The sequence below is a fragment of the Streptomyces sp. NPDC048637 genome (genome assembly GCF_040650675.1).
In the GTDB taxonomy this organism is placed as follows: domain Bacteria; phylum Actinomycetota; class Actinomycetes; order Streptomycetales; family Streptomycetaceae; genus Streptomyces.
In genome coordinates this window covers 105,958-132,691 of sequence record NZ_JBEZHQ010000011.1, presented here as the reverse complement: position 1 = coordinate 132,691, position 26,734 = coordinate 105,958, and the positions used below count along the sequence as shown (strand labels likewise).

Genomic DNA, 26,734 nt, shown 5'->3' with positions numbered 1-26,734 from the left:
GCGCGGCCGAGTGGGATAGACCGGGGGAGCGGGGCCGACGGCCCGTGGTGTCGGAGGCGCCCGCCTACCAGGTGGATGCGGCACTCAGGACCGACGGCCTTCGTGTCCGCCCGACCCCCGACCGCCCGACCGCCCGCCCCGCCATGCGGGGCCTCTCACCGCGGTGGCAGCGCCACAGCCGTCTGCATGTCGCAGGTGTTGCACCAGAACGCCCAGCCGTTGGCGTCGACGGACCGCGACCCGCAGGCAAGACACGGATCGCCCACAAAACTCGCGGCGACCCAGGAGCCCGCCGTCGCCGCGCGCCGTCCGGCGGCCGCGCACTCGTCGGCGTAGCAGGGAATGCATAACCCGCCCTGTTGGCCGGGCAGTTTCATCGACCGTATCCCGCAGGTGGAACAGGGCAGTTTGCCGACGTCCTGCGCGTCCAGGCCGACCGGCTTACCGCTCCCACCGAAGGCCACCATGCCTGCCTTTGCCTCCTCTACGCCAGGACGGTTCCGGTGCCACCGCAACCGGAACACTGCGTGGTGACCGCATCGCCCATCGGCGTCTCCCACTCCACGGTGCCGCTGCCGCCACAGTCGGGGCAGGGCTTCTGTGGGGGCATGTCCTCGCTCATCTTGCCCAAGATAGGCCGCTCCATGTTGTCATGTGAGCACTTTCCGTGATCGCTTCGGTACGCAGTTGCCCGGGGCGCCAGCCGCACCTGCCTCTTGCGAGCCCGGCCGCTTCCCGAGCCGGGCGAGGGTGAGGCGCTTCCGGGGGTTCCTGGAGCGGGCTGCTCGCTCGCCGTGGGGAGGGCCGACCGCCTGCCGTTTCTGATGGCGGCTGTGGAGGGGGACGGATGCCTTGGCCGTGCCGGGTGTGGCCTTTCGGCCGAACGGGGTCGTAAGCCTGCCCGGATTTCCTCCCCCGGCAGGATCGCCTCGGTCCGCGTCAGGTCACCCGTGGGCCGGGGCGGTCATTCGCGGGTGGGGGGAATTCCGGATTGCGTGTGGCATTCGGGTGTGTCATGTGCCGGACGGCGGGAATTCATGCGGCCGCCATTCGTGGCGGTGCCGGTGTCGGCGGACAAAAGGCAGGAGCCCCGCTCGCCACCGAAGTGGCGGAGCGAGGCTCCTTGGGTACTGCTTAGGGGCGACCTGGAAAGAATTCCGGGCCGGGCAACTTAGACCGGCGTAACGTTCTCCGCCTGCGGACCCTTCGGGCCCTGCGTGACGTCGAAGTTCACCTGCTGGTTCTCCTCCAGGGAGCGGAAGCCAGAGGCGTTGATCGCCGAGTAGTGGACGAAGACATCCGGGCCGCCGCCGTCCTGGGCGATGAAGCCGAAGCCCTTTTCAGCGTTGAACCACTTGACGGTTCCGGTAGCCATAAGCCCTCCTTGGGCCAAAGGGTTGCCCTGCTCCAGAACCTGCAAAGAAGTCTGAAACTACAAGAGCCTGCGGGGTCACATGCTCCGCAGGCTCTGTACTGCAAGGGAAACCAAACTGCAACTTGCGCTGAGCGTAGCATGTGCTGCTCCTGAGGCGGAAGAGCCAAAGATCACGTTTAACCAACCGCACTAACGTCCATAAGGTGACCCGCCGCTCTGCCCCAAGGGGGACAGGTCTAGCCTCCGCATGTGGACAATTCAACCTTCGGAGACGCACCCGCGGGAGCCGACGCCGGCCGCCGTCGCAGCCGGCCGCGAGTGGGCCACATCCAGTTCCTGAACTGCCTGCCCCTTTACTGGGGCCTTGCCCGTACGGGCACCCTGCTCGATCTGGACCTCAGCAAGGACACGCCGGAGAAGCTCAGTGAGCAGCTGATCCGCGGGGATCTCGACATCGCGCCGGTCACGCTCGTGGAATTCCTGCGCGCCGCCGACGACCTCGTCGCCTTCCCCGACCTCGCCGTCGGCTGTGACGGCCCGGTCATGTCCTGCGTGATCGTCTCGCAGAAGCCGCTGGACCAGCTGGACGGTGGCCGGGTCGCGCTCGGTTCGACCTCGCGGACGTCCGTACGGCTGGCCCAGCTGCTGCTGGCCGAGAAGATCGGGGTGCGGCCCGAGTACTACACCTGCCCGCCGGACCTCGGTCTGATGATGCAGGAGGCGGACGCGGCGGTGCTGATCGGCGATGCCGCGCTGCGCGCCAATCTGCACGACGGGCCCCGGCTGGGCCTGGAGGTGCACGACCTCGGCCAGATGTGGAAGGAGTGGACGGGCCTGCCGTTCGTCTTCGCCGTCTGGGCGACCCGGCGCGAGTACCTGGAGCGCGAGCCGGCCGTGGTGCAGAAGGTGCACGAGGCGTTTCTCGCCTCGCGTGATCTGTCGCTGGAGGAGGTCGCCAAGGTCGCCGAGCAGGCGGCCCGTTGGGAGACCTTCGACGAGCCGGTCCTGGAGCGTTACTTCACCACGCTCGACTTCCGCTTCGGGCCCGCGCAGCTGGGCGGTGTCATGGAGTTCGCCCGGCGGGTCGGGCCGACGACCGGGTTCCCCGCGGATGTGAAGGTGGAGCTGCTGGAGTCGGCGGCCGCCCGCTAGCTGCCAATCGGCGGCGGCCAGGGCACGGGGGGCGGCGCGGTTCGGGCAGGATGGGCGCGATCCTGCGACCGCGCAATGATCTTGGAAAAGGGCAAACAGGGGGACCCATGAGAACACGTACCCGTGCCATTGCCGCCCTGGCAGGCGCCGTGGCGGTGCTCGCCTCGGTGTCGGCCGGACCGGCCGGTGCGGCCGGCGTCAACACCGTCGACTGCGGCACGCCGGGCGGCGGTGCGGGAGGCACGCTGAACTGGGGGTACACCGGCAAGACCAAGCTGGGCCTGGTGGGGCTCAGCGCGCACGATCGGGCGGCGGACGGCGCCTGGGTGCGGGTGCGCCTCGATGTCGTCACCGGCTCCGGGAAGAGGGCCACCTACTCCTGGCGTGCGAACCACAACGGAGCCGGCACGACCAAGCGGTGGAAGTCGTACGCGTCGGAGAGCTCGGGCATCGTCAGTGCCCGGATCGAGCTCCAGAAGGTCAAGGGCAGCAGTCCGGTCTCCTCCTGTTACAGCAGGAAGGCGTACAACCCGTACTACTGATGAGGGCGGTGGAGGGGTACGTCCCGTCACTCTGCCGCCGTTCGGGCCCCGGTCCGGCCGCGAGCGAGGCTGTCGTACCCCTGACGTACGCTGGTTCAGTTCGTGATGCCCGCCTGCGAAAGGGACGCCCCGGTGACCGAGAACGCCGACCTCCAGTCCGTACTCGACCGCGCCGCGCAGGGCGGCCGCATCACGCCGGAGGAAGCGCTCGACCTGTACCGCTCCGCTCCGCTGCATGCGCTGGGCCAGGCCGCCGACGCCGTACGCCGCCGCCGCTACGCGGGCACCGAGCACATCGCGACGTACATCATCGAACGCAACATCAACTACACCAATGTGTGCGTGACGGCCTGCAGGTTCTGCGCCTTCTACGCCGCGCCGAAGGACACCGCCAAGGGCTGGACCCGCGACCTCGACGACATCCTGCGCCGCTGCGCGGAGACCGTCGAACTGGGCGGCACCCAGATCATGTTCCAGGGCGGCCACCACCCGGACTACGGCGTGGAGTACTACGAAGAGCACTTCTCCGCCATCAAGAAGGCCTTCCCGCAGCTGGTCATCCACTCCCTCGGTGCCTCCGAGGTCGAGCACATGGCCCGGATCTCCAAGGTGTCCGTCGAGGAGGCGATCCAGCGCATCCACGCCGCCGGCCTCGACTCCTTCGCGGGTGCCGGTGCCGAGCTGCTGCCGGCCCGCCCCCGCAAGGCCATCGCTCCGCTGAAGGAGTCCGGTGAGCGCTGGCTGGAGATCATGGAGGCGGCCCACGAGCTGGGCGTGGAGTCGACGTCCACGATGCTGATGGGCACCGGCGAGACCAACGCCGAGCGGATCGAGCACCTGCGGATGATCCGCGACGTCCAGGACCGTACAGGCGGCTTCCGCGCCTTCATCCCGTACACCTACCAGCCGGAGAACAACCACCTGAAGGGCCAGACGCAGGCCACCCTCTTCGAGTACCTGCGCATGATCGCCATCGGCCGGATCTTCCTGGACAACATCGCGCACATCCAGGGCTCGTGGCTGACCACCGGCAAGGAGATCGGCCAGCTGTCGCTGCACTACGGCGCGGACGACCTCGGCTCGATCATGCTGGAGGAGAACGTGGTCTCCTCGGCGGGTGCCAAGCACCGCTCCAACCGCATGGAGATCATCGACCTGATCCGCAAGGCGGACCGGGTCCCGGCACAGCGCGCAACCACCTACGAGCACCTGCTCGTGCACGACGACCCGGCCAACGACCCGGTCGACGACAAGGTCGTCTCGCATCTGTCGTCGACCGCGATCGAGGGCGGTACGGCGCATCCCGAGCTGAAGCTGGTCGAGGCCAACTGAGCCTCCTGCGGGCGGCGTTGGAAAGTGAGCTGAGCGGTCGTGCTGACGATTCACGCCGCCGACGCGGTGTTCGGGGCCGGTCCCCGGTGTGACGCGGTGGCCGTCGACGGCGGTGTGATCGCGGGCGTCGGGACGCTGGAGCGGATGACGGCCGAGTGGCCGCAGGCCAGGGTGCGGCGTTGGCCCGGGCTGATGACGCCCGGCCTGGTCAATCACCAGGCGGTGGCGCTGCTCGAAGCGGCCTACCATCCGGATCCGCGGGAGGCCGACGCGCTCGGCACCGCACCGCTCACCGGCGACGCGCTCGCGGCGCTTGCGATGGACGAGGCGCGCTGGGGCGCGAGCGCCCGGCGCGGCTTGCAGCGCATGCTCCAGCACGGGACGACGGCGGTGGCCGGGCCCTTCCACCGGCCGCCGGTGCGCACGGCCGTGGCGCGCTCAGGCCTGCGGGTGCGCGACCCACGGCAGGGGCGCGAGACCGCAGCCGCGCTCGACGTCTTTGCCGTGCAGCCGCTGAGCGCCGTGCTGGGCGGCGACCTCGCCGAGGGCCGCCCGGCGGACCTCGCGGTCTTCGACGTACCGGTCGACGAGCCGCCGGCCCGCGCGCTACGGCTGCACGGGGCCGGAACGTGCCTGGCCACCGTCCTCGCCGGCCGTCTGGTCTACCGCCGCCGCTGACGGCGGGCGTGCCGGGCCGTGCCCGGTGCGTCCCCCGGCGCCGGCACGGTGGAGAATGGCCGGGTGACCCGAGCATCCCTGGACAAGCAGCCGCACGAAGTCGCCGCGATGTTCGACGACGTGGCGGCGCGGTACGACCTCACCAACGACGTGCTCTCCCTGGGGCAGGCGCGGCTGTGGCGCAAGGAGGTGGAGCGTGCGGTGGCCGCACGGCCCGCCGAGCGGGTGCTCGATCTCGCGGCCGGTACCGGCACCTCCTCGCTGCCGTTCGCGCGCACCGGTGCGTACGTCGTGCCGTGCGACTTCTCCGTCGGCATGCTGGGGGAGGGCAAGAAGCGGCACCCGTGGCTGCCGTTCACGGCCGGTGACGGCACCCGGCTGCCGTTCGCGGACGAGGTGTTCGACGCCGTCACCATCTCCTTCGGGCTGCGCAACATCCAGGACACCGATGCCGCGCTGGCGGAGCTGTACCGGGTCACCAAGCCCGGTGGCCGGGTGGTGATCTGTGAGTTCAGCGAGCCGACCTGGGCGCCGTTCCGGACCGTCTACACCGAGTACCTGATGCGCGCGCTGCCGCCGGTCGCCCGCGCGGTCAGCAGCAACCCGGACGCCTATGTCTATCTCGCCGAGTCCATCCGCACCTGGCCCAACCAGCCCGAACTCGCCGCCCGGCTGCAGGGCGTGGGCTGGACCGAGGTGGCCTGGCGCAATCTGACCGGCGGCGTCGTGGCGCTGCACCGGGGGCGCAGGCCGGCCGAGGGCTGACGCCGGCCGCGGGCGGACGCCGCCGGCGGACGCCGGGCGCCGCGGGCGGGACCGTCCTCGGACGCGCTGGGACGACGGCCCTTCACGGGGCGTGCACTGCCGGGAACCATGCGTGCGACCGCGATGTCTGTCGGTTCGCCCGCGGCAGCCGTTCGTGCTGCCCCCTGAGGTTCCCGGAGCCCCCTGGAGTCGCCCGGCCCGCCCGGCCCGCCCGGCCCGCCCGGCACTCGGCCTGAAGGATGGCTGGAAACGGGCCCAGAAGGGCACCCAGACCGACGGCAAGGCGCCGGTCGGGACGTCGTACCTGCGCATCGGGGGCATCGCGAACGCCCCGCAGTCCTCCTCGTACGAGAACTTCCTGAGCCTGGAGAAGGGCGCTGCGGAAAGAATCCGCAGCGCCCTTTCCGGTTGCGGTGTGCCTCACAGATCCAGCCGGTGGCAGTACGCCTTCCGCTGTCCCTTCGGCGTGATCACCGTCTCCGCCTGCCGCATCCCCAGCCGCCGGGTCACCGCGATCGACCGCTCGTTCTCGGCGGCCACCATCGCCACCACATGCCGGACCCCGGCCGCCCGTACGGACTCCAGGGCTGCCTGCGCCGCAGCGGTGGCGTAGCCCTTGCCCCAGTACGCGCGGCCGAGCCGCCAGCCGATCTCGATCTCACCCGCCGGTCCCCACTCGTGCGGCCAGGGCTGGGCGCCGGTGAAGCCGATGACCGCGCCGTCCGCCGGGTCCACCAGTGTGTACAGGCAGAAGCCCAGCTCCGCGTGGTGCCGGCGCTGACGCGCGGTGAGTTCGTCGTACTCCGAGAGTTCGGCAGGGGCGCCCCCATGGAATTGCATGACGTCCGGGTGGTTGAAGACCCGGTGCCAGTGCACCGCGTCCTCCTCGGTGGGCACGCGCAGTTGGAGTGCGGGGAGCGGTGTGTGCGCAGACTTCATGGGACAACCCTTCAGGATCTGATCACCAAGGCCCCCATAGACTGCACATGCCCAGTGCCGGTCGGCACCCAGATATCCAGATATCGACTTCCGGGAGACAGCGCCGTGACCGAGTCCGCGTCCGTGACCGATTCCGTGACCCCCGCCCGATCGGAGCACAGCGCGGATGTGATCGTCGTCGGTGCCGGGCCCGCCGGCTCGGCCACCGCCTATCACCTCGCCAAGTCCGGTCTGGATGTGCTCCTTCTGGAGAAGACCGCGTTCCCGCGCGAGAAGGTCTGCGGCGACGGGCTGACCCCGCGCGCCACCAAGCAGCTGGTCGCGATGGGCATCGACATCTCCGAGGAAGCGGGCTGGCTGCGCAACAAGGGCCTGCGGATCATCGGCGGCGGCTCCCGGCTCCAGCTCGACTGGCCGGAGCTGGCCTCGTACCCGGACTACGGCCTGGTCCGTAAGCGCGATGACTTCGACGAGCAGCTGGCGCGGCAGGCGCAGAAGGCCGGTGCCCGGCTCCACGAGCGCTGCAATGTGGGCGCGCCGATCGTCAACGAGCTGACCGGCCACATCACGGGCGTGCACGCCAAGCTCGGCGAGGAGAAGACCCCGGTCACCTTCCACGCCCCGCTGGTCGTCGCCGCCGACGGCAACTCCACCCGGCTCTCGCTGGCCATGGGCCTGCACCGGCGCGAGGACCGCCCCATGGGCGTGGCCGTCCGTACGTACTTCACCTCGCCCCGCCACGACGACGACTACCTGGAGTCCTGGCTGGAGCTGTGGGACCGCCGCGGCGCCCAGGACCGGCTGCTGCCCGGTTATGGCTGGATCTTCGGCATGGGCGACGGGACGAGCAATGTCGGCCTCGGCATCCTCAACTCCAGCTCCGCCTTCAAGGAGCTGGACTGGCGCGAGATCCTCAAGGCGTGGTGTGCCTCGATGCCCGCCGACTGGGGCTACACACCGGAGAACATGACCGGCCCGATCCGCGGCGCCGCCCTCCCCATGGCCTTCAACCGCCAGCCGCACTACACCAAGGGCCTGCTGCTGGTCGGTGACGCGGGCGGGCTGGTGAACCCGTTCAACGGCGAGGGCATCGCCTACGCCATGGAGTCCGGTGCGATCGCCGCCGAGGTCATCGTGCAGGCACACGCCCGCGCCACGTACGCGCAGCGCGAACTGGCGCTGCAGCGCTACCCGAAGATCCTCAAGGACACCTACGGCGGCTACTACTCCCTGGGCCGCGCCTTTGTGAAGCTCATCGGCAACCCCAAGGTCATGAAGATCGCCACCCAGCGCGGTCTGACCCACCCGCTGCTGATGCGCTTCACCCTCAAGATGCTCGCCAACCTCACCGACCCCACGGGCGGCGACGCGATGGACCGCATCATCAACGGGCTGAGCAAGGTCGCCCCGAAGGCCTGACACAGGGGGCCGGCCCCGGACGGAGGTCCGGTGCCGGCCTCGTGCGTGCCTCCGGCGCCGAAGCGCCCGTCGGACGACGGGGCGGTGGGGACGCCGGACGCGACGGCCCGGAGACACGATCGGCCCGGAGACACTGCACACGAAAAAGGACCGTCCCTCCCGAGCGGCGAGAGGGGCGGTCCTTTTGCGGTACCGAGTGTGTGGGGGTCCTAGAGGACGCGCACCGCGCCGGTGGGCATGTCGTAGTCGAGCGGGCGCTCGACGATGCCGGTGCTCGAGTTCTGGGCGCCGATGAACTTGCCGTCGCCGATGTAGATGGCGACGTGGTAGGCGCTGCCCGCGCTGCCCCAGTAGAGGATGTCGCCGGGCTGGAGGTTGTCCAGGCCGACCTGGGTGCCCTGGGTGGACTGGCCCTGCGACACCCGCGGCAGGTCGATGCCGACCCGCTTGTACGCAGCCTGGACCAGGCCGGAGCAGTCGTACGACGAGGGGCCGCTGGAGCCCAGCACGTAGGACTTGCCGATCTGCGCCTCGGCGAAGGCGATAATCGCGGCGGCGCTGCCGGTGGCGCTGGACGACGAGGGCGCGGACAGAGTCGAACGCTCGGTGGAGCGCGAGGCGCGGGCCTGCGCGGCCTCCTCGGCCTTACGGGCCTTCTCGGCCTTCTTCTTCGCCGCGGCCTTGGCCTTCTTCACGGCCTCGGCCTTGTCCTTCTCCGCGGCCTTGTCGGCCTGGGAGACGGCACTGTCCTGGCGCGCCTGAAGCTCGTAGTTGAACGCGACCTGCTTGGCCGTGTCGGCGCTCCTGGCGGCGCTGGTCGCCAGCGCCGTCGTGATCGTCGGCATCTCCTGGGTTTCGGAGACTGGCTTTTCCGCGGCGTTGGCCGGCACGGTCGCGCCGGTCACCGCGAGGGTGAGGAAGCCACCAGTCACGCCCGCGCGCAGCGCCCGCGAGGAGGCGGAAGGACGGCGGGGCTTCCGGTGGCTGGGTATGAGTGCGTTCGGGGACATGGCAATAACGGCTATCAGGAGCCGCAGGTTGCTGCCAAGAAAGGTGCAGTGCGCCACACTTGACGTGTACGCGACGAACAAACCGGACTTTTGCCCGCCCGCCGGCCCGGCGGCGGGATGTCCGAATTTCGCGATCATGTTCCTACGCATGGCATTTGCTGCTCCATGCGGGCCCGGCGGGCGCCTACCACTTCCTCATCCGCCACGCCAAGGCTTCCCGGGCGTCAAGCACTTAGTGCTGGAAATAGCGTGGGATAGGTCACTCTTGAGTGTCCGTTATGTTCCCGTGACCTCGCCTCGGCCGGTCGCTCGTGAACGGAAGCACGTACCGGCGATCACGACCGGGTCACGACCGGGCCGCGGCTACGGGTCTGCCGCATATAGCAGTTGGCCGCGTCCAGCACCAATTTGCCCGTGGCGGCAACCACTTGATAGTGGCAACCCCGCACTGAGCAGCGGTAACACGGGTGAATGTCACCTCTCGTGATCACTCGCGTGCTTCGCGTACGAAGATCACCGCTCATCCGACTTCATGATCCTTCGCCGGGTGGTGGAGATCACAAAGGCGTTGTTCACCCTCGTGTCGCAGATCACAGACCAGCGGGCATAAGATGCAGGCGGCTCGGGCTTGTGAACTGCCTCACATAGGCATGATCTCCATGGGGCAGCCGGAGGGCCCGAGCGGACCGCCATCCAGTCATCGTCGACTGAAGGGAGCGAGGACGGTGAACGCTTACGCGCCCATCCTCGTACTGGGAGCCCTCGGGGCAGGCTTTGCGATCTTCTCCGTCGTGATGGCCACCCTCGTCGGGCCCAGGCGCTACAACCGGGCCAAGCTCGAGGCGTACGAGTGCGGAATCGAGCCGACGCCACAACCGTCCGGTGGCGGTCGCTTCCCGATCAAGTACTACCTGACGGCGATGCTCTTCATCGTCTTCGACATCGAGATCGTCTTCCTCTATCCCTGGGCCGTCACCTTCGACGCCCTGGGGCTTTTCGGGCTCGTCGAGATGCTCCTCTTCGCGCTCACCGTCTTCGTCGCCTACGCCTATGTCTGGCGTCGTGGCGGCCTGGAATGGGACTAGGGGTCACACATGGGACTTGAAGAGAAGCTGCCGAGCGGCTTTTTGCTGACCACTGTCGAGCAGGCCGCGGGCTGGGTGCGCAAATCCTCGGTCTTCCCTGCGACCTTCGGGCTGGCCTGCTGCGCCATCGAGATGATGACCACCGGCGCCGGGCGCTACGACCTCGCCCGCTTCGGCATGGAGGTCTTCCGCGGCTCACCGCGACAGGCGGATCTGATGATCGTGGCCGGCCGGGTGAGCCAGAAGATGGCGCCCGTGCTGCGGCAGGTCTACGACCAGATGCCGGACCCGAAGTGGGTGATTTCCATGGGGGTTTGCGCCTCGTCAGGCGGAATGTTCAATAACTACGCGATTGTGCAGGGCGTTGACCACATTGTTCCCGTTGACATCTATTTGCCGGGTTGCCCGCCGCGTCCCGAGATGCTGATGGACGCCATTCTCAAGCTCCACCAGAAGATCCAGAACACCAAGCTCGGGGTCAATCAGGAGCAGGCCGCCCGCGAGGCGGAGGAAGCGGCGCTCAAGGCCCTGCCGCTGATCGAGATGAAGGGGCTGCTGCGGTGAGTGAGCAGAAGAACCCCGAGCGTCCCGAGCCGGACGGCCAGAACGGCCAGAACGGCCAGAACGGCCAGGATGAGGCCGTTCCTGCGCAGCGCGACGACACCGGTGAGGTGATCGGCACCCGCCGCGGGATGTTCGGCGCCAGCAACGGCGGCGACACCAGCGGCTACGGCGGCCTGGTCCGCACCGTCCGGCTGCCCGGCGAGAGCCGGCGGCCGTACGGCGGACCGCGCGGCAAGGAGGACGGCTACGGCGAGTTCGACGAGATCGCCGATGAGCTGGAGGGCGCCCTCGACGAACAGGGGCTGGTCCCCGAGAACGTCATCGAGAAGACCGTCGTGGACCGCGATGAGCTGACCTTCCACATCGAGCGCAGCTACCTGCCGGCCGTCGCCGGGATCCTGCGCGACGACCCGGCGCTGCGCTTCGAGCTGTGCACGGGGGTGAGCGGGGTGCACTTCCCCGGCGACAAGGGCCGCGAGCTGCACGCCGTCTACCACCTGCGCTCGATCACCCACAACCGGCTGATCCGGCTGGAGGTCTCCGCCCCGGACGCCGACCCGCATGTGCCCTCGCTCGTGGAGGTCTATCCGACCAACGACTGGCACGAGCGGGAGACCTACGACTTCTTCGGAATCGTTTTCGACGGCCACCCGGCGCTGACCCGGATCATGATGCCGGACGACTGGCAGGGCTTCCCGCAGCGCAAGGACTACCCGCTCGGCGGCATCCCCGTCGAGTACAAGGGCGCCCAGATTCCGGCTCCCGACCAGCGGAGGTCGTACAGCTGATGACTACTGCACCGCACTCCCACTCCTCGTCCGGCCACCGCACCTCCAGCGACTTCGACACCCGGGAGTCCCTGGCCCGCGAGACCACCGAGGGCACCGTCTACAACGTGTCCGGTGGCGACTGGGACGAGATCGCCGCGGCCGCCGTGAAGGCCGACGACGAGCGGATCATCGTCAACATGGGGCCGCAGCACCCGTCCACGCACGGGGTGCTCCGGCTGATCCTGGAGATCGACGGTGAGACCGTCACCGAGGCCCGCTGCGGGATCGGCTATCTGCACACCGGCATCGAGAAGAACCTCGAATACCGGACCTGGACGCAGGGCACCACCTTCGTGACGCGGATGGACTACCTGACGCCGTTCTTCAACGAGACGGCGTACTGCCTGGCCGTGGAGAAGCTGCTCGGTATCACCGACCAGATCCCCGACCGGGCCTCGGTCATCCGCGTGCTGCTGATGGAGCTCAACCGGATGTCCTCCCACCTCGTGGCGATCGCCACCGGCGGGATGGAGCTGGGCGCCACCACGATCATGATCTACGGCTTCCGCGACCGTGAGCTCATCCTCGACCTCTACGAGCTGATCACCGGCCTGCGGATGAACCACGCCTACATCCGGCCCGGCGGCCTCGCCCAGGACCTGCCTCCGGGCGCGGTCGACCAGGTGCGTGAGTTCGTCAAGAAGATGCGGAAGAACATCGGCGAGTACGACAAGCTCGCCACCGGCAACCCGGTTTTCAAGGGCCGGATGGAAGGCATCGGCTATCTCGACCTGGCCGGCTGTATGGCCACCGGTGCCACCGGGCCCATCGTGCGCTCCGCCGGACTGCCGCACGACCTGCGCAAGACACAGCCGTACTGCGGTTACGAGACCTACGACTTCGAGGTGCCGACCGCCGACACCTGCGACTCCTACGGCCGGTTCCTGATCCGGCTGGAGGAGATGCGCCAGTCGCTGCGGATCGTCGAGCAGTGCCTGGACCGGCTGGCGCCCGGCCCGGTGATGGTCGCGGACAAGAAGATCGCCTGGCCCGCCCAACTGGCTCTCGGCCCGGACGGTCTGGGCAACTCCCTCGACCACATCAAGAAGATCATGGGCACCTCGATGGAGGCCCTGATCCACCACTTCAAGCTGGTGACCGAGGGCTTCCGGGTCCCGCCGGGACAGACCTACGCGGCCGTCGAGTCACCCAAGGGCGAGCTGGGCGTGCATGCGGTCAGCGACGGCGGCACCCGCCCCTACCGGGTGCACTTCCGCGACCCGTCCTTCACCAATCTGCAGGCCATGGCGGCGATGTGCGAAGGCGGCCAGGTCGCCGACGTCATCGTCGCCGTCGCGTCCATCGACCCCGTGATGGGAGGCGTCGACCGGTGAACGCCACTCCGGCAAACCAGGACGTGCAGCTGGGCATGCCCGCACTCCCCGCCCCCGATTACCCGGCGGACGTACGGGCCCGGCTCGAAGCGGACGCCAAGGAGGTGATCGCCCGCTACCCCGGCGCGCGCTCGGCGCTGCTGCCGCTGCTGCACCTCGTACAGGCCGAGGAAGGGCATGTCACCCGCACCGGCATCCGCTTCTGCGCCGAGATGCTCGACCTCACCACCGCCGAGGTCACCGCCGTCTCGACCTTCTACTCCATGTACCGCCGCAAGCGCAGCGGGGACTACCAGGTCGGGGTCTGCACCAACACGCTCTGCGCGGTGATGGGCGGCGATGCCATCTTCGAGGACCTCAAGGAGCACCTCGGCGTCGGCAACGGCGAGACCACCGAGGACGGCGCGGTCACCCTCGAACACATCGAGTGCAACGCGGCCTGCGACTTCGCCCCGGTCGTGATGGTCAACTGGGAGTTCTTCGACAACCAGACGCCGGAGTCCGCCCGGCAGCTGGTCGACGACCTGCGGGCCGGCCGGACCGTCGAACCCACCCGCGGCGCACCGCTGTGCACGTTCAAGGAGACGGCCCGGATGCTCGCCGGTTTCCCGGACGAGCGGCCGGGCGCCGTCGAGGCCACCGGCAGCGCGGGCCCCGCCTCACTGATCGGACTGCGGCTGGCCAAGGGCGAGGCCGTCCCCGGCCGCGGCGCCGACCACGTCGTCTCCCCGCGGACCACGGCCGACGGCCCGCCCGCCGACGAGCCCCCGTCCGGGCACCCCGCGGACGAGGCGCCCGCGGGCCACCCCAGCTCCCACGACGCACCGCAGCAGACGTCGGCCTCGGATGACCAGCACCCGGCCGGCCCCACAGCAGAGGAGGGGGAGTGATGACGGTGGCAGCCGAACACGGGGGTGCCTCCCGGCACGAGGCCGGCGGGGACATCCACCCCGAGAAGCTTCTGACGCCTGTCCTGTCCGCCTTCTGGGACCAGTCCGCGTCCTGGACGCTGGAGACCTACCGCCGGCACGAGGGCTACGAGGGACTGCGCAAGGCCCTGGCCATGCCCCCGGACGAGGTCATCGCCTACGTCAAGGACTCCGGGCTGCGCGGCCGCGGCGGCGCGGGCTTCCCGACCGGGATGAAGTGGCAGTTCATCCCGCAGGGCGACGGCAAACCGCACTATCTCGTGGTCAACGCCGATGAGTCGGAGCCCGGGACCTGCAAGGACATCCCGCTGCTCTTCGCGAACCCGCACTCCCTCATCGAGGGCATCGTGATCGCCTGCCATGCGATCCGGTCGAACCACGCCTTCATCTATCTGCGCGGTGAGGTCGTGCCCGTGCTGCGGCGGCTGCATGAGGCCGTGCGCGAGGCCTATGCGGCGGGCTTCCTCGGGAAGAACATCCTGGGCTCGGGGCTCGACCTGGACGTGATCGTGCACGCGGGCGCGGGCGCCTACATCTGCGGTGAGGAGACCGCGCTGCTCGACTCCCTGGAGGGCCGTCGCGGACAGCCCCGGCTGCGTCCCCCCTTCCCGGCGGTGGCGGGCCTGTACGCCTGCCCCACTGTCGTGAACAACGTCGAATCCATCGCGTCGGTTCCCGCGATCATGAACAGGGGCAAGGACTGGTTCCGGTCGATGGGCAGCGAGAAGTCCCCGGGCTTCACGCTCTACTCGCTCAGCGGCCATGTCGCCAACCCGGGCCAGTACGAGGCCCCGTTGGGCATCACCCTGCGCCAGCTGCTGGACATGAGCGGCGGTATCCGCCGCGGCCACCGGCTGAAGTTCTGGACGCCGGGCGGCTCCTCGACGCCGATGTTCACCGATGAGCACCTCGATGTCCCCCTCGACTACGAGGGCGTCGGCGCGGCCGGTTCGATGCTCGGCACCAAGGCGCTTCAGTGCTTCGACGAGACCACCTGTGTGGTCCGGGCGGTCACCCGCTGGACCGAGTTCTATGCGCACGAGTCCTGCGGCAAGTGCACACCCTGCCGCGAAGGGACCTACTGGCTGGTGCAGTTGCTGCGCGACGTCGAGGCGGGCAAGGGGCAGCTGGGCGACCTCGACAAGATCGACGACATCGCCGACAACATCAACGGCAAGTCCTTCTGCGCCCTCGGCGACGGCGCCGCCTCGCCGATCTTCTCCTCGCTCAAGTACTTCCGCGAGGAGTACGAGCAGCACATCACCGGCAAGGGCTGCCCCTTCGACCCGGCCAAGTCGACCCTGTGGGGCGACAACGACGCTCACCTGGGGGTGAAAGCATGACCGTCACCACCAACGCTCCCACCGGGGGCGGCGAGGCCGCGGTCCCGCCGGAGGACCTCGTCACCCTGACGATCGACGGCATCGAGATCTCCGTTCCCAAGGGGACGCTGGTCATCCGTGCCGCGGAGCTCCTCGGCATCGAGATCCCGCGCTTCTGCGACCACCCGCTGCTGGACCCGGCGGGCGCCTGCCGGCAGTGCATCGTGGAGGTCGAGGGCCAGCGCAAGCCGATGGCCTCCTGCACCATCACCTGCACCGACGGCATGGTCGTCAAGTCGCAGCTGACCTCCCCGGTGGCCGAGAAGGCCCAGCGCGGGGTGATGGAGCTGCTGCTGATCAACCATCCGCTGGACTGCCCGGTCTGCGACAAGGGCGGCGAGTGCCCGCTGCAGAACCAGGCGATGCAGGTCGGCGACCCGGAGTCGCGCTTCGAGGGCAAGAAGCGCACCTTCCAAAAGCCGGTGCCGATCTCCACCCAGGTGCTGCTGGACCGTGAGCGGTGTGTGCTGTGCGCGCGCTGCACCCGCTTCAGCAACCAGATCGCCGGCGACCCGATGATCGAGCTCGTCGAACGCGGCGCCCTCCAGCAGGTCGGCACCGGAGAGGGCGACCCCTTCCAGTCGTACTTCTCCGGCAACACCATCCAGATCTGCCCGGTCGGCGCGCTCACCTCCGCCGCGTACCGCTTCCGCTCCCGCCCCTTCGACCTGGTCTCCTCGCCGTCGGTGTGCGAGCACTGCGCGGGCGGCTGCGCGACCCGTACGGACCACCGGCGCGGCAAGGTGATGCGGCGGCTGGCGGCCGACGACCCCGAGGTCAACGAGGAGTGGATCTGCGACAAGGGGCGGTTCGCCTTCCGGTACGCGCAGCAGCGCGACCGGCTGGACCACCCTCTCGTACGCAACCCGGAGTCCGGCGAACTGGAGCCGGCGAGCTGGCCCGCTGCTCTGGAGGCGGCGGCCCGCGGGCTGGCCGCGGCCAAGGGGCGGACCGGCGTGCTGACCGGCGGCCGGCTGACCGTCGAGGACGCCTACGCCTACGCCAAGTTCGCCAGGATCGCGCTCGGCACCAACGACATCGATTTCCGGGCGCGGGCGCACAGCGCCGAGGAGGCCGACTTCCTGGCGTCCCGGGTCGCCGGCCGCGGCCGTGACCTGGACGGCGGGGGTGTCACGTACACCGCGCTGGAGAAGGCACCGGCCGTCCTGCTGGCCGGAATCGAGGCCGAGGAGGAGGCCCCGGGCGTCTTCCTGCGGCTGCGCAAGGCGCACCGCAGGAGCGGTCAGCGCACCTACGGGCTGGCCGGTTACGCCTCGCGCGGACTGATCAAAGCCGGCGGGACGCTGCTGCCGTCCGCGCCCGGTACGGAGACCGAATGGCTGGACGCGCTCGCGGGCGGTGTCGGCCTGGAGGGCGAGGGCCGTACCGCGGCCGAGGCGCTGCGGGCCGACGGCTCGGTGATCATCGTCGGTGAGCGGCTGGCGGCGGTGCCCGGTGCGCTGACCGCCGCGATCCGGATGGCGTCGGCCACCGGGGCCCGCCTGGTGTGGATCCCCCGGCGGGCGGGCGAGCGCGGGGCCGTCGAGGCGGGCGCACTGCCCGGTCTGCTGCCGGGCGGCCGGCCGGCCACCGATCCGCGGGCCCGCGACGAGGTCGCCGCCGCCTGGGGCGTGGCCGCACTGCCGCACCGGCACGGCCGGGACACCGGCCAGATCATCGAGGCCGCGGCGACCGGCGAGCTCAGTGCGCTTCTCGTGGCGGGCGTCGAGGTCGCGGACCTGCCGGACCCGGCCCGCGCGCTGGCCGCGCTGGACCAGATCGGCTTCCTGGTCAGCCTGGAGCTGCGGCCCTCGCAGGTCACCGAACGGGCGGATGTGGTCTTCCCGGTGGCGGCCGTGGTGGAGAAGGCGGGCACCTTCCTCAACTGGGAGGGCCGGGCGCGGCTGTTCGAGGCCGCGCTCAAACCGGACCAGATGACCCGCCGGCATCTGCTGTCGGACTCGCGGGTGCTGCACATGCTCGCCGACGCCCTTGACGTTCATCTGGCACTGCCGGACATCCGCGCCGTACGCCGCGAACTGGACCGGCTCGGCGGCTGGGACGGCCCCTACGCGGGCGAGCCCGTGGAGAGGGGGCGTCCGCTGCCCCGCCCCGACAGCGGTGAGGCCGTCCTCGCCGGCCACCGGCTCCTGCTGGACCAGGGGCTGCTCCAGGAAGGCGATGAGGCGCTGGCCGGTACCCGGCACGCCGCGGTCGCCCGGCTGTCGGAGATCACCGCGCAGGAGACCGGCGTCAAGGACGGGGATCTGCTGGCGGTCACCGGGCCGGCCGGCTCGGTCCGGCTGCCGCTCCAGGTCACGCCGATGCCCGACCGGGTGGTGTGGCTGCCGCTCAACTCCACGGGCGGCGGCGTCGCCGCCGATACCGGGGCCCGGCCCGGTGACCTGGTGAAGATCTCCGCCGCCCCGGGCACGCCGGAGCCGGCCGAGGAGGTGGACGCATGATGCAGCAGCTCGATCAACTCGCCGCGGCCGGCAGCGCGCTGGCCCAGGAAGACCTGTCGATGTTCGGCCGCGACCCGTGGTGGCTCGTCCTCATCAAGGCGGTCTTCTGCTTCGCGTTCCTGATGCTGACGGTGCTGTTCTCGATCGTCTGGGAACGCAAGGTCGTCGCCTGGATGCAGCTGCGCATCGGCCCCAACCGGCACGGACCCTGGGGGATGCTGCAGTCCCTCGCCGACGGCATCAAGCTGATGCTGAAGGAGGACCTGGTCGTCAAGCGGGCCGACAAGCTGGTCTACGTCCTCGCGCCGGTCGTGGCGGCCATCCCGGCCTTCATGGCGATCGCGGTGATCCCCTTCGGCCCGGCCGGCAACGAGATCTCGATCTTCGGGGTCCGCACCCCGATGCAGCTGACGGACCTGCCGATCGGCATCCTCTACATCCTGGCCACGGCCTCGGTCGGCATCTACGGCATCGTGCTGGCGGGCTGGTCCTCCGGCTCGACCTATCCGCTGCTCGGCGGGCTGCGCTCGTGCGCGCAGATGATCTCGTACGAGATCGCGATGGGGATGTCGTTCGCGGCGGTGTTCCTCTACTCCGGGTCGATGTCGACGTCGACCATCGTGGAGTCGCAGCAGAACCGGTGGTACATCCTGCTGCTGCCGGTGTCCTTCATCATCTACATCGTCGCGATGGTGGGCGAGACCAACCGCGCGCCGTTCGACATGCCGGAGTCCGAGGGCGACCTCGTCGGCGGCTTCAACACCGAGTACTCGTCCATCAAGTTCGCGATGTTCATGCTCGCCGAGTACATCAACATGGTGACCGTCTCGGCCGTCGCGATCACCCTCTTCCTGGGCGGCTGGAAGGCACCCTGGCCGATCTCCACCTTCTGGGAAGGTGCGAACCACGGCTGGTGGCCGCTGCTCTGGTTCACGATCAAGGTGCAGCTGCTGCTGTTCTTCTTCATCTGGCTGCGCGGCACCCTTCCCCGGGTGCGCTACGACCAGTTCATGAAGCTGGGCTGGAAGGTCCTCATCCCGGTCTCGCTGGTCTGGCTGATGCTGGTCGCCTCCGTACGGGCGCTGAAGAACGAGGGCTACAACTTCTCCCAGATCGTGCTGTACGTCGCCGGCAGTGCCGTCGTGCTGCTGCTGATCTCCCTCCTCGTGGACTTCTTCCGGCGCGCCGAGAAGGAGGAGGAGACGGACGGCGACGGGGCCTTCGACCCGATGGCGGGCGGCTTCCCCGTACCGCCGCTGCCCGGACAGAGCCTGCCGCCCGTGCCGCGCCGCAGACCGCGCCGGGAGCGGGAGCTGATTGTCAGTGGCGGGTCGGACACTGTCAGTGACGGAATCGGAAACGATGGAAAGGGGGGCGACGGTGCCTGAGTTCCAGAACCCCGTGGCCGGCTTCGGCGTGACCTTCAAGGCCATGTTCAAGAAGCGGCTGACCGAGCAGTACCCGGAGGAGAAGAAGCCGACGGCGCCGCGTTTCCACGGCCGGCATCAGCTCAACCGCCATCCGGACGGGCTGGAGAAGTGCATCGGCTGCGAGCTGTGCGCCTGGGCCTGCCCGGCGGACGCGATCTATGTCGAGGGCGCGGACAACACCGACGAGGAGCGCTACTCCCCGGGTGAGCGCTACGGCCGCGTCTACCAGATCAATTATCTGCGCTGCATCCTGTGCGGTCTGTGCGTGGAGGCCTGCCCGACCCGCGCGCTGACCATGACCAATGAGTACGAACTCGCCGACCGGTCCCGCGAATCGCTCATCTACACCAAGGAGGAGCTGCTCGCGGGCCTGGAGGAGACCATGGTCGACAGCCCGCATGCGATCTACCCCGGCATGACGGAGAAGGACTACTACAAGGGCCTGGTGACCGAGGCCGCGCCGGGGACCGTCCGTCAGGTCGCGGCCTCCAAGGGCGAGAAGGACGACGGGACGTCGCAGGCGAAGGAGGCGAAAGCATGACCGGCCTCGCCGCCGCGGCCTCCATGACCTCCACGGGGGAGGCCGTGCAGTTCTGGATCCTGGGCATCGTCGCCGTCGGCGGCGCGCTGTGCACGATCCTGATGAAGCGCGCCGTGCACAGCGCCCTCTCGCTCGCCGGGACCATGATCGTGCTGGCGGTCTTCTACCTCGCCAACGGCGCGTACTTCCTCGGCGTCGTCCAGATCGTCGTCTACACCGGCGCGATCATGATGCTGTTCCTGTTCGTCGTCATGCTGGTCGGTGTCACCGCGGCGGACTCCCTCAAGGAGACGCTCAAGGGCCAGCGCTGGCTCGCCGCCGGACTGGGCCTCGGCTTCGGCATCCTGCTGATCGCCGGTATCGGCAACGCCTCGCTCAAGGAGTTCAACGGCCTGGGCGAGGCCAACGCCGGCGGCAATGTGCAGGGCCTGGCGGCGCTCATCTTCACCAAGTACGTCTTTGCCTTCGAAGTCACCGGCGCCCTGCTGATCACGGCGGCCGTCGGTGCGATGGTGCTCACCCACCGGGAGCGCACGGAGCGGGCCAAGACGCAGCGTGAGCAGTCCGAGGCCCGGATCCGCGAGGGCAAGCAGGTACCGCCGCTGCCCGCCCCCGGTGTCTACGCCCGGCACAACGCCGTCGACATTCCGGGCCTGCTGCCCGACGGCACCGTGTCCGAGCTCAGCGTCAATCCGACGCTGCGGGAGCGCGGCCAGATGCGCGATGTCTCCGGTGCGTCGCTCGCCGAGCTGAAGGCGCTGGAGCGGCGCTCCGAGGACTGGCTGGGCCGGGGCTCCGAGGACGAGCCCGGCCCGCCGTCGTCCGGTGGCGCGACGCCGAAGGAGCACAAGGAGGGGGCCAAGAAATGAACCCGGTCTACTACCTCTATCTCGCCGCCCTGTTGTTCACGATCGGCGCGGCCGGAGTGCTGATCAGGCGGAACGCCATCGTGGTGTTCATGTGCATCGAGCTGATGCTCAACGCCTGCAATCTCGCCTTCGTCACCTTCTCGCGGATGCACGGGAATCTGGACGGCCAGATCATCGCCTTCTTCACGATGGTCGTCGCCGCGGCCGAGGTCGTGGTCGGCCTGGCGATCATCGTGTCGATCTTCCGCACCCGTCATACGGCCTCGGTCGACGACGCCAGCCTGATGAAGCTGTAAGGGGTCGCACAAAGTGGAGAACTTGATCGCGCTGCTTGTCGCGGCACCGCTGGTCGGTGCGGCCCTGCTGTTGTGCGGCGGCAAACGATTCGACCGCACCGGCCACTTGATCGGCACGCTGTTCTCGGTGGCGTCGTTCGCCATCGGGGTGGCGCTCTTCGCCGGCATGCTGGGCAGGGGCGCCGAGGACCGTGCCCTGCACCAGCACCTGTTCAGCTGGATCCCGGTCGGCGGCTTCCAGGCCGACATCGCTTTCCAGCTCGACCAGCTGTCCATGACGTTCGTCCTGCTGATCACCGGTGTCGGCTCGCTGATCCACATCTATTCGATCGGCTATATGGAGCACGACGAGCGGCGCCGCCGCTTCTTCGGCTACCTCAATCTCTTCCTCGCAGCGATGCTGCTGCTCGTCCTCGCCGACAACTACCTTCTGCTGTACGTCGGCTGGGAGGGCGTCGGTCTCGCCTCGTACCTGCTCATCGGGTTCTGGCAGCACAAGCCGAGCGCGGCCACGGCCGCCAAGAAGGCGTTCCTGGTCAACCGCGTCGGCGACATGGGCCTGTCCATCGCGATCATGCTGATGTTCACGACGTTCGGGACCTTCGCCTTCGGCCCGGTGCTCGCCGCCACCGGTGACACGTCCGAGGGCAAGCTGACCGCCATCGGGCTGATGCTGCTGCTGGCCGCCTGCGGCAAGTCGGCGCAGGTACCGCTGCAGTCCTGGCTCGGCGACGCGATGGAGGGCCCGACCCCGGTCTCGGCCCTGATCCACGCCGCCACGATGGTCACCGCCGGGGTGTATCTGATCACCCGCTCCGGGGCGGTCTTCAATGCCGCGCCGACCGCCCAGCTGGCGGTCGTCGTGGTCGGTGCGGTCACCCTCCTCTTCGGTGCGATCGTCGGTTGTGCCAAGGACGACATCAAGAAGGCGCTGGCCGGTTCGACGATGTCGCAGATCGGCTACATGATCCTGGCCGCCGGCCTGGGCCCGATCGGCTACGCGTTCGCGATCATGCACCTGGTCACCCACGGCTTCTTCAAGGCGGGCCTCTTCCTCGGCGCCGGTTCCGTGATGCACGGCATGAACGACGAGGTGGACATGCGCCGTTACGGCGGTCTGCGGAAGTACATGCCGGTCACCTTCGTCACCTTCGGCCTCGGCTATCTGGCGATCATCGGCTTCCCCGGTCTGTCCGGCTTCTTCTCCAAGGACAAGATCATCGAGGCGGCGTTCGCCAAGGGCGGCACCGAGGGCTGGATCCTCGGCGGCGCGGCCCTGCTGGGCGCCGCGATCACCGCCTTCTACATGACGCGGGTGATGCTGATGACGTTCTTCGGCGAGAAGCGCTGGGACCCCAGCGAGGTGCATCCGCACGAGTCGCCGAAGGTCATGACGGTCCCGATGATCGTGCTGGCCATCGGATCGGTCTTCGCGGGCGGGCTGTTCAGCATCAACGAGGCCTTTGTGACGTGGCTGGAGCCGGTCACCTCGTTCGCGCACGGCCACTCCCCGGTCAGCGCCACCACGGTCACCGCCTCGACGATCGTGGTGCTGCTCATCGGGGTCGGCATCGCCTGGCTGATGTACGGCCGCAAGCCCGTCCCGGCGCTCGCCCCGCGCGGCTCGCTGCTGACCCGGGCCGCCCGCCGCGATCTGCTCCAGGACGACTTCAACCACGTCGTGTTCGTGCGCGGCGGTGAAGAGCTCACCGGCACACTCGTCCAACTCGACCGCTCCGTCGTGGACGGCGCGGTCAACGGCACGGCGGCTTCGATGGGCGGACTCTCCGGCCTGCTGCGCCGGTTGCAGACCGGATTCGTCCGTTCGTACGCGGTCCAGATGCTGGGCGGGGCCGCCGTTCTCGTCGCCGCGACCCTGCTGATGAGGGGTGTCTGAGCCATGTCGTTTCCCCTGCTGACGGCGGTGGCCGTGGTGCCGGCGATCGGTGCGATCGCCACCGCCGCGCTGCCCGCCGCCAAGCGCACCGCGGCCAAATGGCTCGCGCTGGTCTTCTCGCTGGTCACCTTCGCGCTGGCGCTGCTGGTCGCGTTCCGCTTCGACCCGGGCGCCAAGGGCCCCTTCCAGCTCACCGAATCGCACGCCTGGATCAGCGACTTCGGTGTCCGCTACGAACTCGGCGTGGACGGGATCGCGGTCGCCCTGATCGCGCTGACCACCCTGCTGATCCCCTTCATCATCCTGGCGGGCTGGCATGACGCCGACCCCCTGGAGGAGGCCACGCCCAACCGGCGCTGGCGGCCCACCCAGGGCTTCTTCGCGCTGATCCTGGCGGTCGAGGCGATGGTGGTCATCTCCTTCGAGGCCACCGATGTCTTCCTCTTCTACATCTTCTTCGAAGCCATGCTGATCCCGATGTACTTCCTCATCGGCGGCTTCGGGGACCGGGCGGGCGGGGACGGCGAGGAGCGGGCCGCGAACCGGCGGTCGTACGCCGCGGTGAAGTTCCTGCTCTACAACCTCGCCGGCGGACTGATCATGCTGGCCGCGGTGATCGGGCTGTACGCCGTCACCGCCGACCAGCTCGGCACCGGCACCTTCTCGCTGCAGCAGATCGTCGAGGCACGGGCGGCCGGCAAGCTGGAGATCGCCACCGGCACCGAACGGCTGCTCTTCCTCGGCTTCTTCTTCGCGTTCGCGGTGAAGGCGCCGCTGTGGCCGCTGCACACCTGGCTGCCGGGCGCCATGGGCGAGTCCACCGCGCCGGTCGCGGTGCTGATCACCGCGGTGGTCGACAAGGTCGGCACGTTCGCGATGCTCCGCTTCTGCCTCCAGCTCTTCCCGGAGGCCAGCAGCTGGGCGACCCCCGCCATCCTGGTGCTCGCGCTGATCAGTGTGCTCTACGGCGCGCTGCTGGCGGTCGCCCAGCGGGACATCAAGCGGCTGATCGCCTATGCCTCGATCTCCCACTTCGGCTTCATCATCCTGGGCATCTTCGCGATGACCACCCAGGGCCAGAGCGGCGCCACGCTCTACATGGTCAACCACGGCATCTCCACCGCCGCCCTGATGCTGGTGGCCGGTTTCCTGATCAGCCGCCGCGGCTCGCGGCTGATCGCGGACTTCGGCGGTGTCCAGAAGGTCGCCCCGGTCCTCGCCGGTACGTTCCTCATCGGCGGCCTCGCCACCCTGTCGCTGCCCGGCCTGGCACCGTTCGTCAGCGAATTCCTGGTCCTGGTCGGCACGTTCAGCCGCTATCCGGTGATCGGCATCATCGCCACCCTGGGGATCGTCCTCGCCGCGCTGTACGTCCTCGTGCTCTACCAGCGGACGATGACCGGGCCGGTGAAGGCCGAGGTGAAGAGCATGCCCGATCTCCGGGTGCGGGAGCTGGTGGTGGTGGCGCCGCTGATCGCGCTGCTGCTCTTCCTCGGGGTGTATCCCAAGCCGCTCACGGACCTCGTCAACCCGGCGGTCGGCCACACCCTGTCCGTCGTGGACAAGAAGGACCCCAAGCCCCCTGTGCAGGTGGACGCCGTGACCGGCCAACACCGGCCCGGCCATACCGTGCATGATCAAGACGTGGAGGCCGCGAAGTGAGTTCCGTGGCAAGTGTCCACAGCCTGTGGACAGTGGCGGCCGGTGCACCGGGCAAGATCCCGGCACCGCACATCGAGTACGCCCAGCTGTCGCCGACGCTGATCGTCCTGGGCGCGGCGGTGATCGGCATCGTCATCGAGGCGTTCGTGCCGCGCCGCCACCGCTACTACTCCCAGCTGCTGCTGGCCGTGGTGGCGCTGGCGGCCGCGTTCGCCGCGGTGATCGGACTGGCGGCCGGCGGCTTCGGCTCGGCCAAGGCGCATATCGCCGCCATGGGCGCCCTCGCCGTCGACGGTCCCGCACTGTTCCTGCAGGGCACGATCCTGCTGGTGTCCCTGGTCGCCGTCTTCACCTTCGCCGAGCGCCGGCTCGATCCGGCGGCGCACGGCAACCGCGTGGACTCCTTCGCCGCGCAGCCCGCGGCCGTCCCCGGCGGGGCCGCCGAACAGGCCGCGGTCAAGGCCGGGTTCACCACCACCGAGGTCTTCCCGATCGCGCTCTTCGCGGTCGGCGGCATGCTGGTCTTCCCGGCGGCCAATGACCTGCTGACCCTCTTCATCGCGCTGGAGGTCTTCTCCCTCCCGCTGTACATCCTGTGTGCGCTGGCCCGCCGCCAGCGGCTGCTGTCGCAGGAGGCCGCGGTGAAGTACTTCCTTCTCGGCGCCTTCTCGTCCGCCTTCCTGCTGTTCGGTGTGGCCCTGCTGTACGGCTACGCGGGCACGGTCACCTACGCCGGGATCGCCGAGGTGATCTCGGTCGGCGCCAAGCAGATCGATCCGGCGCTGGCCGGCACGATGGGCAGTGACGCACTGCTGCTGATCGGTGCGGCTCTGGTGCTGATGGGGCTGCTGTTCAAGGTCGGCGCGGTCCCGTTCCACATGTGGACCCCGGACGTCTACCAGGGCGCCCCGACCCCGGTCACCGGCTTCATGGCGGCCGCCACCAAGGTCGCGGCGTTTGGTGCGCTGCTGCGCCTGCTGTATGTCGTCCTGCCGGGGATGCGCTGGGACTGGCAGCCGGTGATGTGGGGCGTCGCGATCATCACGATGCTGGGCGGGGCGATCGTCGCCATCACCCAGACCGACATCAAGCGGCTGCTGGCCTACTCCTCCATCGCGCACGCCGGCTTCATCCTCGCCGGTGTCATCGCCACCAGCGAGGAGGGCATCTCCTCGGTGCTCTTCTACCTCGGCGCCTACTCCTTCGTGACCCTCGGCGCCTTCGCCGTGGTCACCCTGGTGCGGGACGCCGGCGGTGAGGCCACCCAGCTGTCCAAGTGGGCGGGGCTCGGCCGCCGTTCGCCGCTGGTGGCCGCGGTCTTCGCGGTCTTCCTGCTGGCCTTCGCGGGCATCCCGCTGACCTCCGGGTTCACCGGAAAGTTCGCGGTCTTCAAGGCGGCGGCGCAGAGCGGCGCGGGCTGGCTGGTGGTGGTCGGTGTGCTCTCCTCCGCCATCGCCGCGTTCTTCTACATCCGCGTCATCGTGCTGATGTTCTTCAACGAGCCCAAGGCGGACGGCCCGACCGTCGCGGTGCCCAGCCCGCTGACGACCACGGCCATCGCCGTCGGCGTCGCGGTCACCCTGGTGCTCGGCCTGGCGCCGCAGTACTTCCTCGATCTGGCCGGCCAGGCCGGGGTCTTCGTGCGCTGAGAACGGGCGGCGCGGTACGGCAACGGCCGCCGCCCGGGACCCTCGGGGGGTTCCGGGCGGCGGCCGTTCGCGTGGCGGGCGGTCAGCTCTTGGGCATCCCGCTCGGCATCTCCGGCATGTCGGGGATCTTCACGCTGCCGTCGCTGGACTTGGTGTACTTCTCGGTGGGGCCGTTCTTCCAGTCGACGGTCAGGGTCTTGCCGTCCGCGCCGGGCTTGAGGGTGCCCATGGTGCGGGTGGTGTCCCCGTCGGTGCACTTGACCGCGGCCATGGTCATCCCGGCCATCTCCTGGACCTTGCCCAGACAGGCGGCCTTGTGCCCGTTGCTGAACGCGACGGTGCCCTTGGTGATCACGAGGATCAGCGGGCTGCTCTTCGGGCCGGACTTCCAGGCGCCCTCGACCGCGCCGGAGCCCCCGGGCTTGTCGGCGCCTCCCGGAGTCGACGGCGCGGCGTCCGGCGACTTGCTCGGCTTGCTGTCGTTGCCGTTGCCGCCGCTGCTTCCGCAACCGCTGAGCAGCATCGCGGCGATGGCTGCCGCCCCGGCGATCTGCGCTGCCTTGCGCACGTACGTCTCCTCCGTTGTGGG

General features: G+C 69.3%; 26 protein-coding genes. 20 read left to right on the top strand and 6 right to left on the bottom strand.

Annotated elements, in window-relative coordinates:
- Nucleotides 1-155: 155 nt before the first annotated feature.
- From AB0C46_RS17090 to AB0C46_RS17080, 3 genes are all read right to left on the bottom strand, one after another.
- Nucleotides 156-467 (bottom strand): hypothetical protein, encoded by a 312-nt coding sequence (locus tag AB0C46_RS17090; protein ID WP_362828587.1) that lies wholly within the window; start codon nucleotides 465-467, stop codon nucleotides 156-158.
- A gap of 17 nt (nucleotides 468-484) precedes the next feature.
- Entirely contained in the window at nucleotides 485-622 is a 138-nt protein-coding gene (locus AB0C46_RS17085; protein WP_159481560.1) for a hypothetical protein, read from the bottom strand.
- Nucleotides 623-1,171: 549 nt separating this feature from the next.
- Nucleotides 1,172-1,375 (bottom strand): cold-shock protein, encoded by a 204-nt coding sequence (locus tag AB0C46_RS17080; RefSeq protein ID WP_003984261.1) that lies wholly within the window; start codon nucleotides 1,373-1,375, stop codon nucleotides 1,172-1,174.
- Between the two features lie 249 nt (nucleotides 1,376-1,624).
- On the opposite strand from AB0C46_RS17080, the gene AB0C46_RS17075 reads away from it, so the two are divergent.
- The 5 genes from AB0C46_RS17075 to AB0C46_RS17055 all read left to right on the top strand — a co-directional run bounded on the left by AB0C46_RS17075 (nucleotide 1,625) and on the right by AB0C46_RS17055 (nucleotide 5,844).
- Entirely contained in the window at nucleotides 1,625-2,527 is a 903-nt protein-coding gene (locus tag AB0C46_RS17075) for a menaquinone biosynthesis protein (RefSeq protein ID WP_362828586.1), read from the top strand.
- Nucleotides 2,528-2,634: 107 nt separating this feature from the next.
- Nucleotides 2,635-3,069 (top strand): hypothetical protein, encoded by a 435-nt coding sequence (locus AB0C46_RS17070; RefSeq protein WP_362828585.1) that lies wholly within the window; start codon nucleotides 2,635-2,637, stop codon nucleotides 3,067-3,069.
- Nucleotides 3,070-3,201: 132 nt separating this feature from the next.
- Entirely contained in the window at nucleotides 3,202-4,401 is a 1,200-nt protein-coding gene (gene mqnC / locus AB0C46_RS17065; protein WP_362828584.1) for a cyclic dehypoxanthinyl futalosine synthase, read from the top strand.
- Between the two features lie 39 nt (nucleotides 4,402-4,440).
- Nucleotides 4,441-5,079 (top strand): hypothetical protein, encoded by a 639-nt coding sequence (locus tag AB0C46_RS17060; RefSeq protein ID WP_362828583.1) that lies wholly within the window; start codon nucleotides 4,441-4,443, stop codon nucleotides 5,077-5,079.
- Nucleotides 5,080-5,142: 63 nt separating this feature from the next.
- Nucleotides 5,143-5,844 carry a demethylmenaquinone methyltransferase gene (locus AB0C46_RS17055; protein WP_362828582.1) on the top strand — a complete coding sequence of 234 codons (702 nt, stop codon included), beginning with the start codon at nucleotides 5,143-5,145 and terminating at the stop codon, nucleotides 5,842-5,844.
- A 420-nt stretch (nucleotides 5,845-6,264) separates the two neighbouring features.
- Here AB0C46_RS17055 and AB0C46_RS17050 read toward each other — a convergent pair whose 3' ends face one another.
- Complete coding sequence (locus AB0C46_RS17050; protein WP_362828581.1) at nucleotides 6,265-6,783, bottom strand: GNAT family N-acetyltransferase; 519 nt, start codon at nucleotides 6,781-6,783, stop codon at nucleotides 6,265-6,267.
- 135 nt (nucleotides 6,784-6,918) lie between these two features.
- Here AB0C46_RS17050 and AB0C46_RS17045 point away from each other — a divergent pair, with 135 nt between their 5' ends.
- On the top strand, nucleotides 6,919-8,202 hold the full coding sequence (locus AB0C46_RS17045; protein ID WP_127155236.1) for a geranylgeranyl reductase family protein: 1,284 nt from the start codon (nucleotides 6,919-6,921) through the stop codon (nucleotides 8,200-8,202).
- 209 nt (nucleotides 8,203-8,411) lie between these two features.
- Here AB0C46_RS17045 and AB0C46_RS17040 read toward each other — a convergent pair whose 3' ends face one another.
- Nucleotides 8,412-9,212 (bottom strand): C40 family peptidase, encoded by an 801-nt coding sequence (locus AB0C46_RS17040; protein ID WP_362828580.1) that lies wholly within the window; start codon nucleotides 9,210-9,212, stop codon nucleotides 8,412-8,414.
- A gap of 725 nt (nucleotides 9,213-9,937) precedes the next feature.
- On the opposite strand from AB0C46_RS17040, the gene AB0C46_RS17035 reads away from it, so the two are divergent.
- The 14 genes from AB0C46_RS17035 to nuoN are packed head-to-tail and all read left to right on the top strand — an operon-like array spanning nucleotide 9,938 to nucleotide 26,145.
- Complete coding sequence (locus AB0C46_RS17035; protein WP_030262580.1) at nucleotides 9,938-10,297, top strand: NADH-quinone oxidoreductase subunit A; 360 nt, start codon at nucleotides 9,938-9,940, stop codon at nucleotides 10,295-10,297.
- Nucleotides 10,298-10,306: 9 nt separating this feature from the next.
- Nucleotides 10,307-10,861: an NADH-quinone oxidoreductase subunit B gene (locus AB0C46_RS17030; RefSeq protein WP_189102374.1), complete on the top strand. Its 555-nt coding sequence runs from the start codon at nucleotides 10,307-10,309 to the stop codon at nucleotides 10,859-10,861.
- Complete coding sequence (locus AB0C46_RS17025; protein ID WP_362828579.1) at nucleotides 10,858-11,649, top strand: NADH-quinone oxidoreductase subunit C; 792 nt, start codon at nucleotides 10,858-10,860, stop codon at nucleotides 11,647-11,649. Before AB0C46_RS17030 ends, AB0C46_RS17025 begins: the two co-directional genes overlap by 4 nt.
- Nucleotides 11,649-13,025, top strand: coding sequence for an NADH-quinone oxidoreductase subunit D (locus AB0C46_RS17020; RefSeq protein ID WP_362828578.1), 1,377 nt, complete (start codon nucleotides 11,649-11,651; stop codon nucleotides 13,023-13,025). Before AB0C46_RS17025 ends, AB0C46_RS17020 begins: the two co-directional genes overlap by 1 nt.
- 35 nt (nucleotides 13,026-13,060) lie before the next feature.
- A complete protein-coding gene (gene nuoE, locus AB0C46_RS17015; RefSeq protein ID WP_362828660.1) occupies nucleotides 13,061-13,915 on the top strand; it encodes an NADH-quinone oxidoreductase subunit NuoE in 855 nt (284 codons plus the stop codon).
- Nucleotides 13,915-15,297 (top strand): NADH-quinone oxidoreductase subunit NuoF, encoded by a 1,383-nt coding sequence (gene nuoF / locus AB0C46_RS17010; protein WP_362828577.1) that lies wholly within the window; start codon nucleotides 13,915-13,917, stop codon nucleotides 15,295-15,297. Before nuoE ends, nuoF begins: the two co-directional genes overlap by 1 nt.
- On the top strand, nucleotides 15,294-17,801 hold the full coding sequence (locus AB0C46_RS17005) for an NADH-quinone oxidoreductase subunit G (protein WP_362828576.1): 2,508 nt from the start codon (nucleotides 15,294-15,296) through the stop codon (nucleotides 17,799-17,801). The genes nuoF and AB0C46_RS17005 overlap by 4 nt, the downstream gene beginning before the upstream one ends.
- The gene (nuoH, locus tag AB0C46_RS17000; RefSeq protein WP_362828575.1) at nucleotides 17,798-19,189 is read left to right on the top strand and encodes an NADH-quinone oxidoreductase subunit NuoH; all 1,392 of its coding nucleotides are present in this window, start codon (nucleotides 17,798-17,800) and stop codon (nucleotides 19,187-19,189) included. The genes AB0C46_RS17005 and nuoH overlap by 4 nt, the downstream gene beginning before the upstream one ends.
- Complete coding sequence (gene nuoI / locus AB0C46_RS16995) at nucleotides 19,182-19,772, top strand: NADH-quinone oxidoreductase subunit NuoI (protein ID WP_362828574.1); 591 nt, start codon at nucleotides 19,182-19,184, stop codon at nucleotides 19,770-19,772. Before nuoH ends, nuoI begins: the two co-directional genes overlap by 8 nt.
- Nucleotides 19,769-20,641, top strand: a complete 873-nt coding sequence (locus AB0C46_RS16990; protein ID WP_362828573.1) for an NADH-quinone oxidoreductase subunit J — start codon at nucleotides 19,769-19,771, stop codon at nucleotides 20,639-20,641. The genes nuoI and AB0C46_RS16990 overlap by 4 nt, the downstream gene beginning before the upstream one ends.
- Entirely contained in the window at nucleotides 20,638-20,937 is a 300-nt protein-coding gene (gene nuoK / locus AB0C46_RS16985; protein WP_018090964.1) for an NADH-quinone oxidoreductase subunit NuoK, read from the top strand. Before AB0C46_RS16990 ends, nuoK begins: the two co-directional genes overlap by 4 nt.
- 13 nt (nucleotides 20,938-20,950) lie before the next feature.
- Nucleotides 20,951-22,834, top strand: coding sequence for an NADH-quinone oxidoreductase subunit L (nuoL, locus tag AB0C46_RS16980; protein WP_362828572.1), 1,884 nt, complete (start codon nucleotides 20,951-20,953; stop codon nucleotides 22,832-22,834).
- A 3-nt stretch (nucleotides 22,835-22,837) separates the two neighbouring features.
- Nucleotides 22,838-24,496 (top strand): NADH-quinone oxidoreductase subunit M, encoded by a 1,659-nt coding sequence (locus AB0C46_RS16975; RefSeq protein WP_362828571.1) that lies wholly within the window; start codon nucleotides 22,838-22,840, stop codon nucleotides 24,494-24,496.
- The gene (gene nuoN, locus AB0C46_RS16970; RefSeq protein WP_362828570.1) at nucleotides 24,493-26,145 is read left to right on the top strand and encodes an NADH-quinone oxidoreductase subunit NuoN; all 1,653 of its coding nucleotides are present in this window, start codon (nucleotides 24,493-24,495) and stop codon (nucleotides 26,143-26,145) included. Before AB0C46_RS16975 ends, nuoN begins: the two co-directional genes overlap by 4 nt.
- A gap of 82 nt (nucleotides 26,146-26,227) precedes the next feature.
- On the opposite strand, the gene AB0C46_RS16965 is transcribed toward nuoN, so the two are convergent.
- Nucleotides 26,228-26,713 carry a hypothetical protein gene (locus AB0C46_RS16965; protein ID WP_362828569.1) on the bottom strand — a complete coding sequence of 162 codons (486 nt, stop codon included), beginning with the start codon at nucleotides 26,711-26,713 and terminating at the stop codon, nucleotides 26,228-26,230.
- Nucleotides 26,714-26,734: the final 21 nt, after the last annotated feature.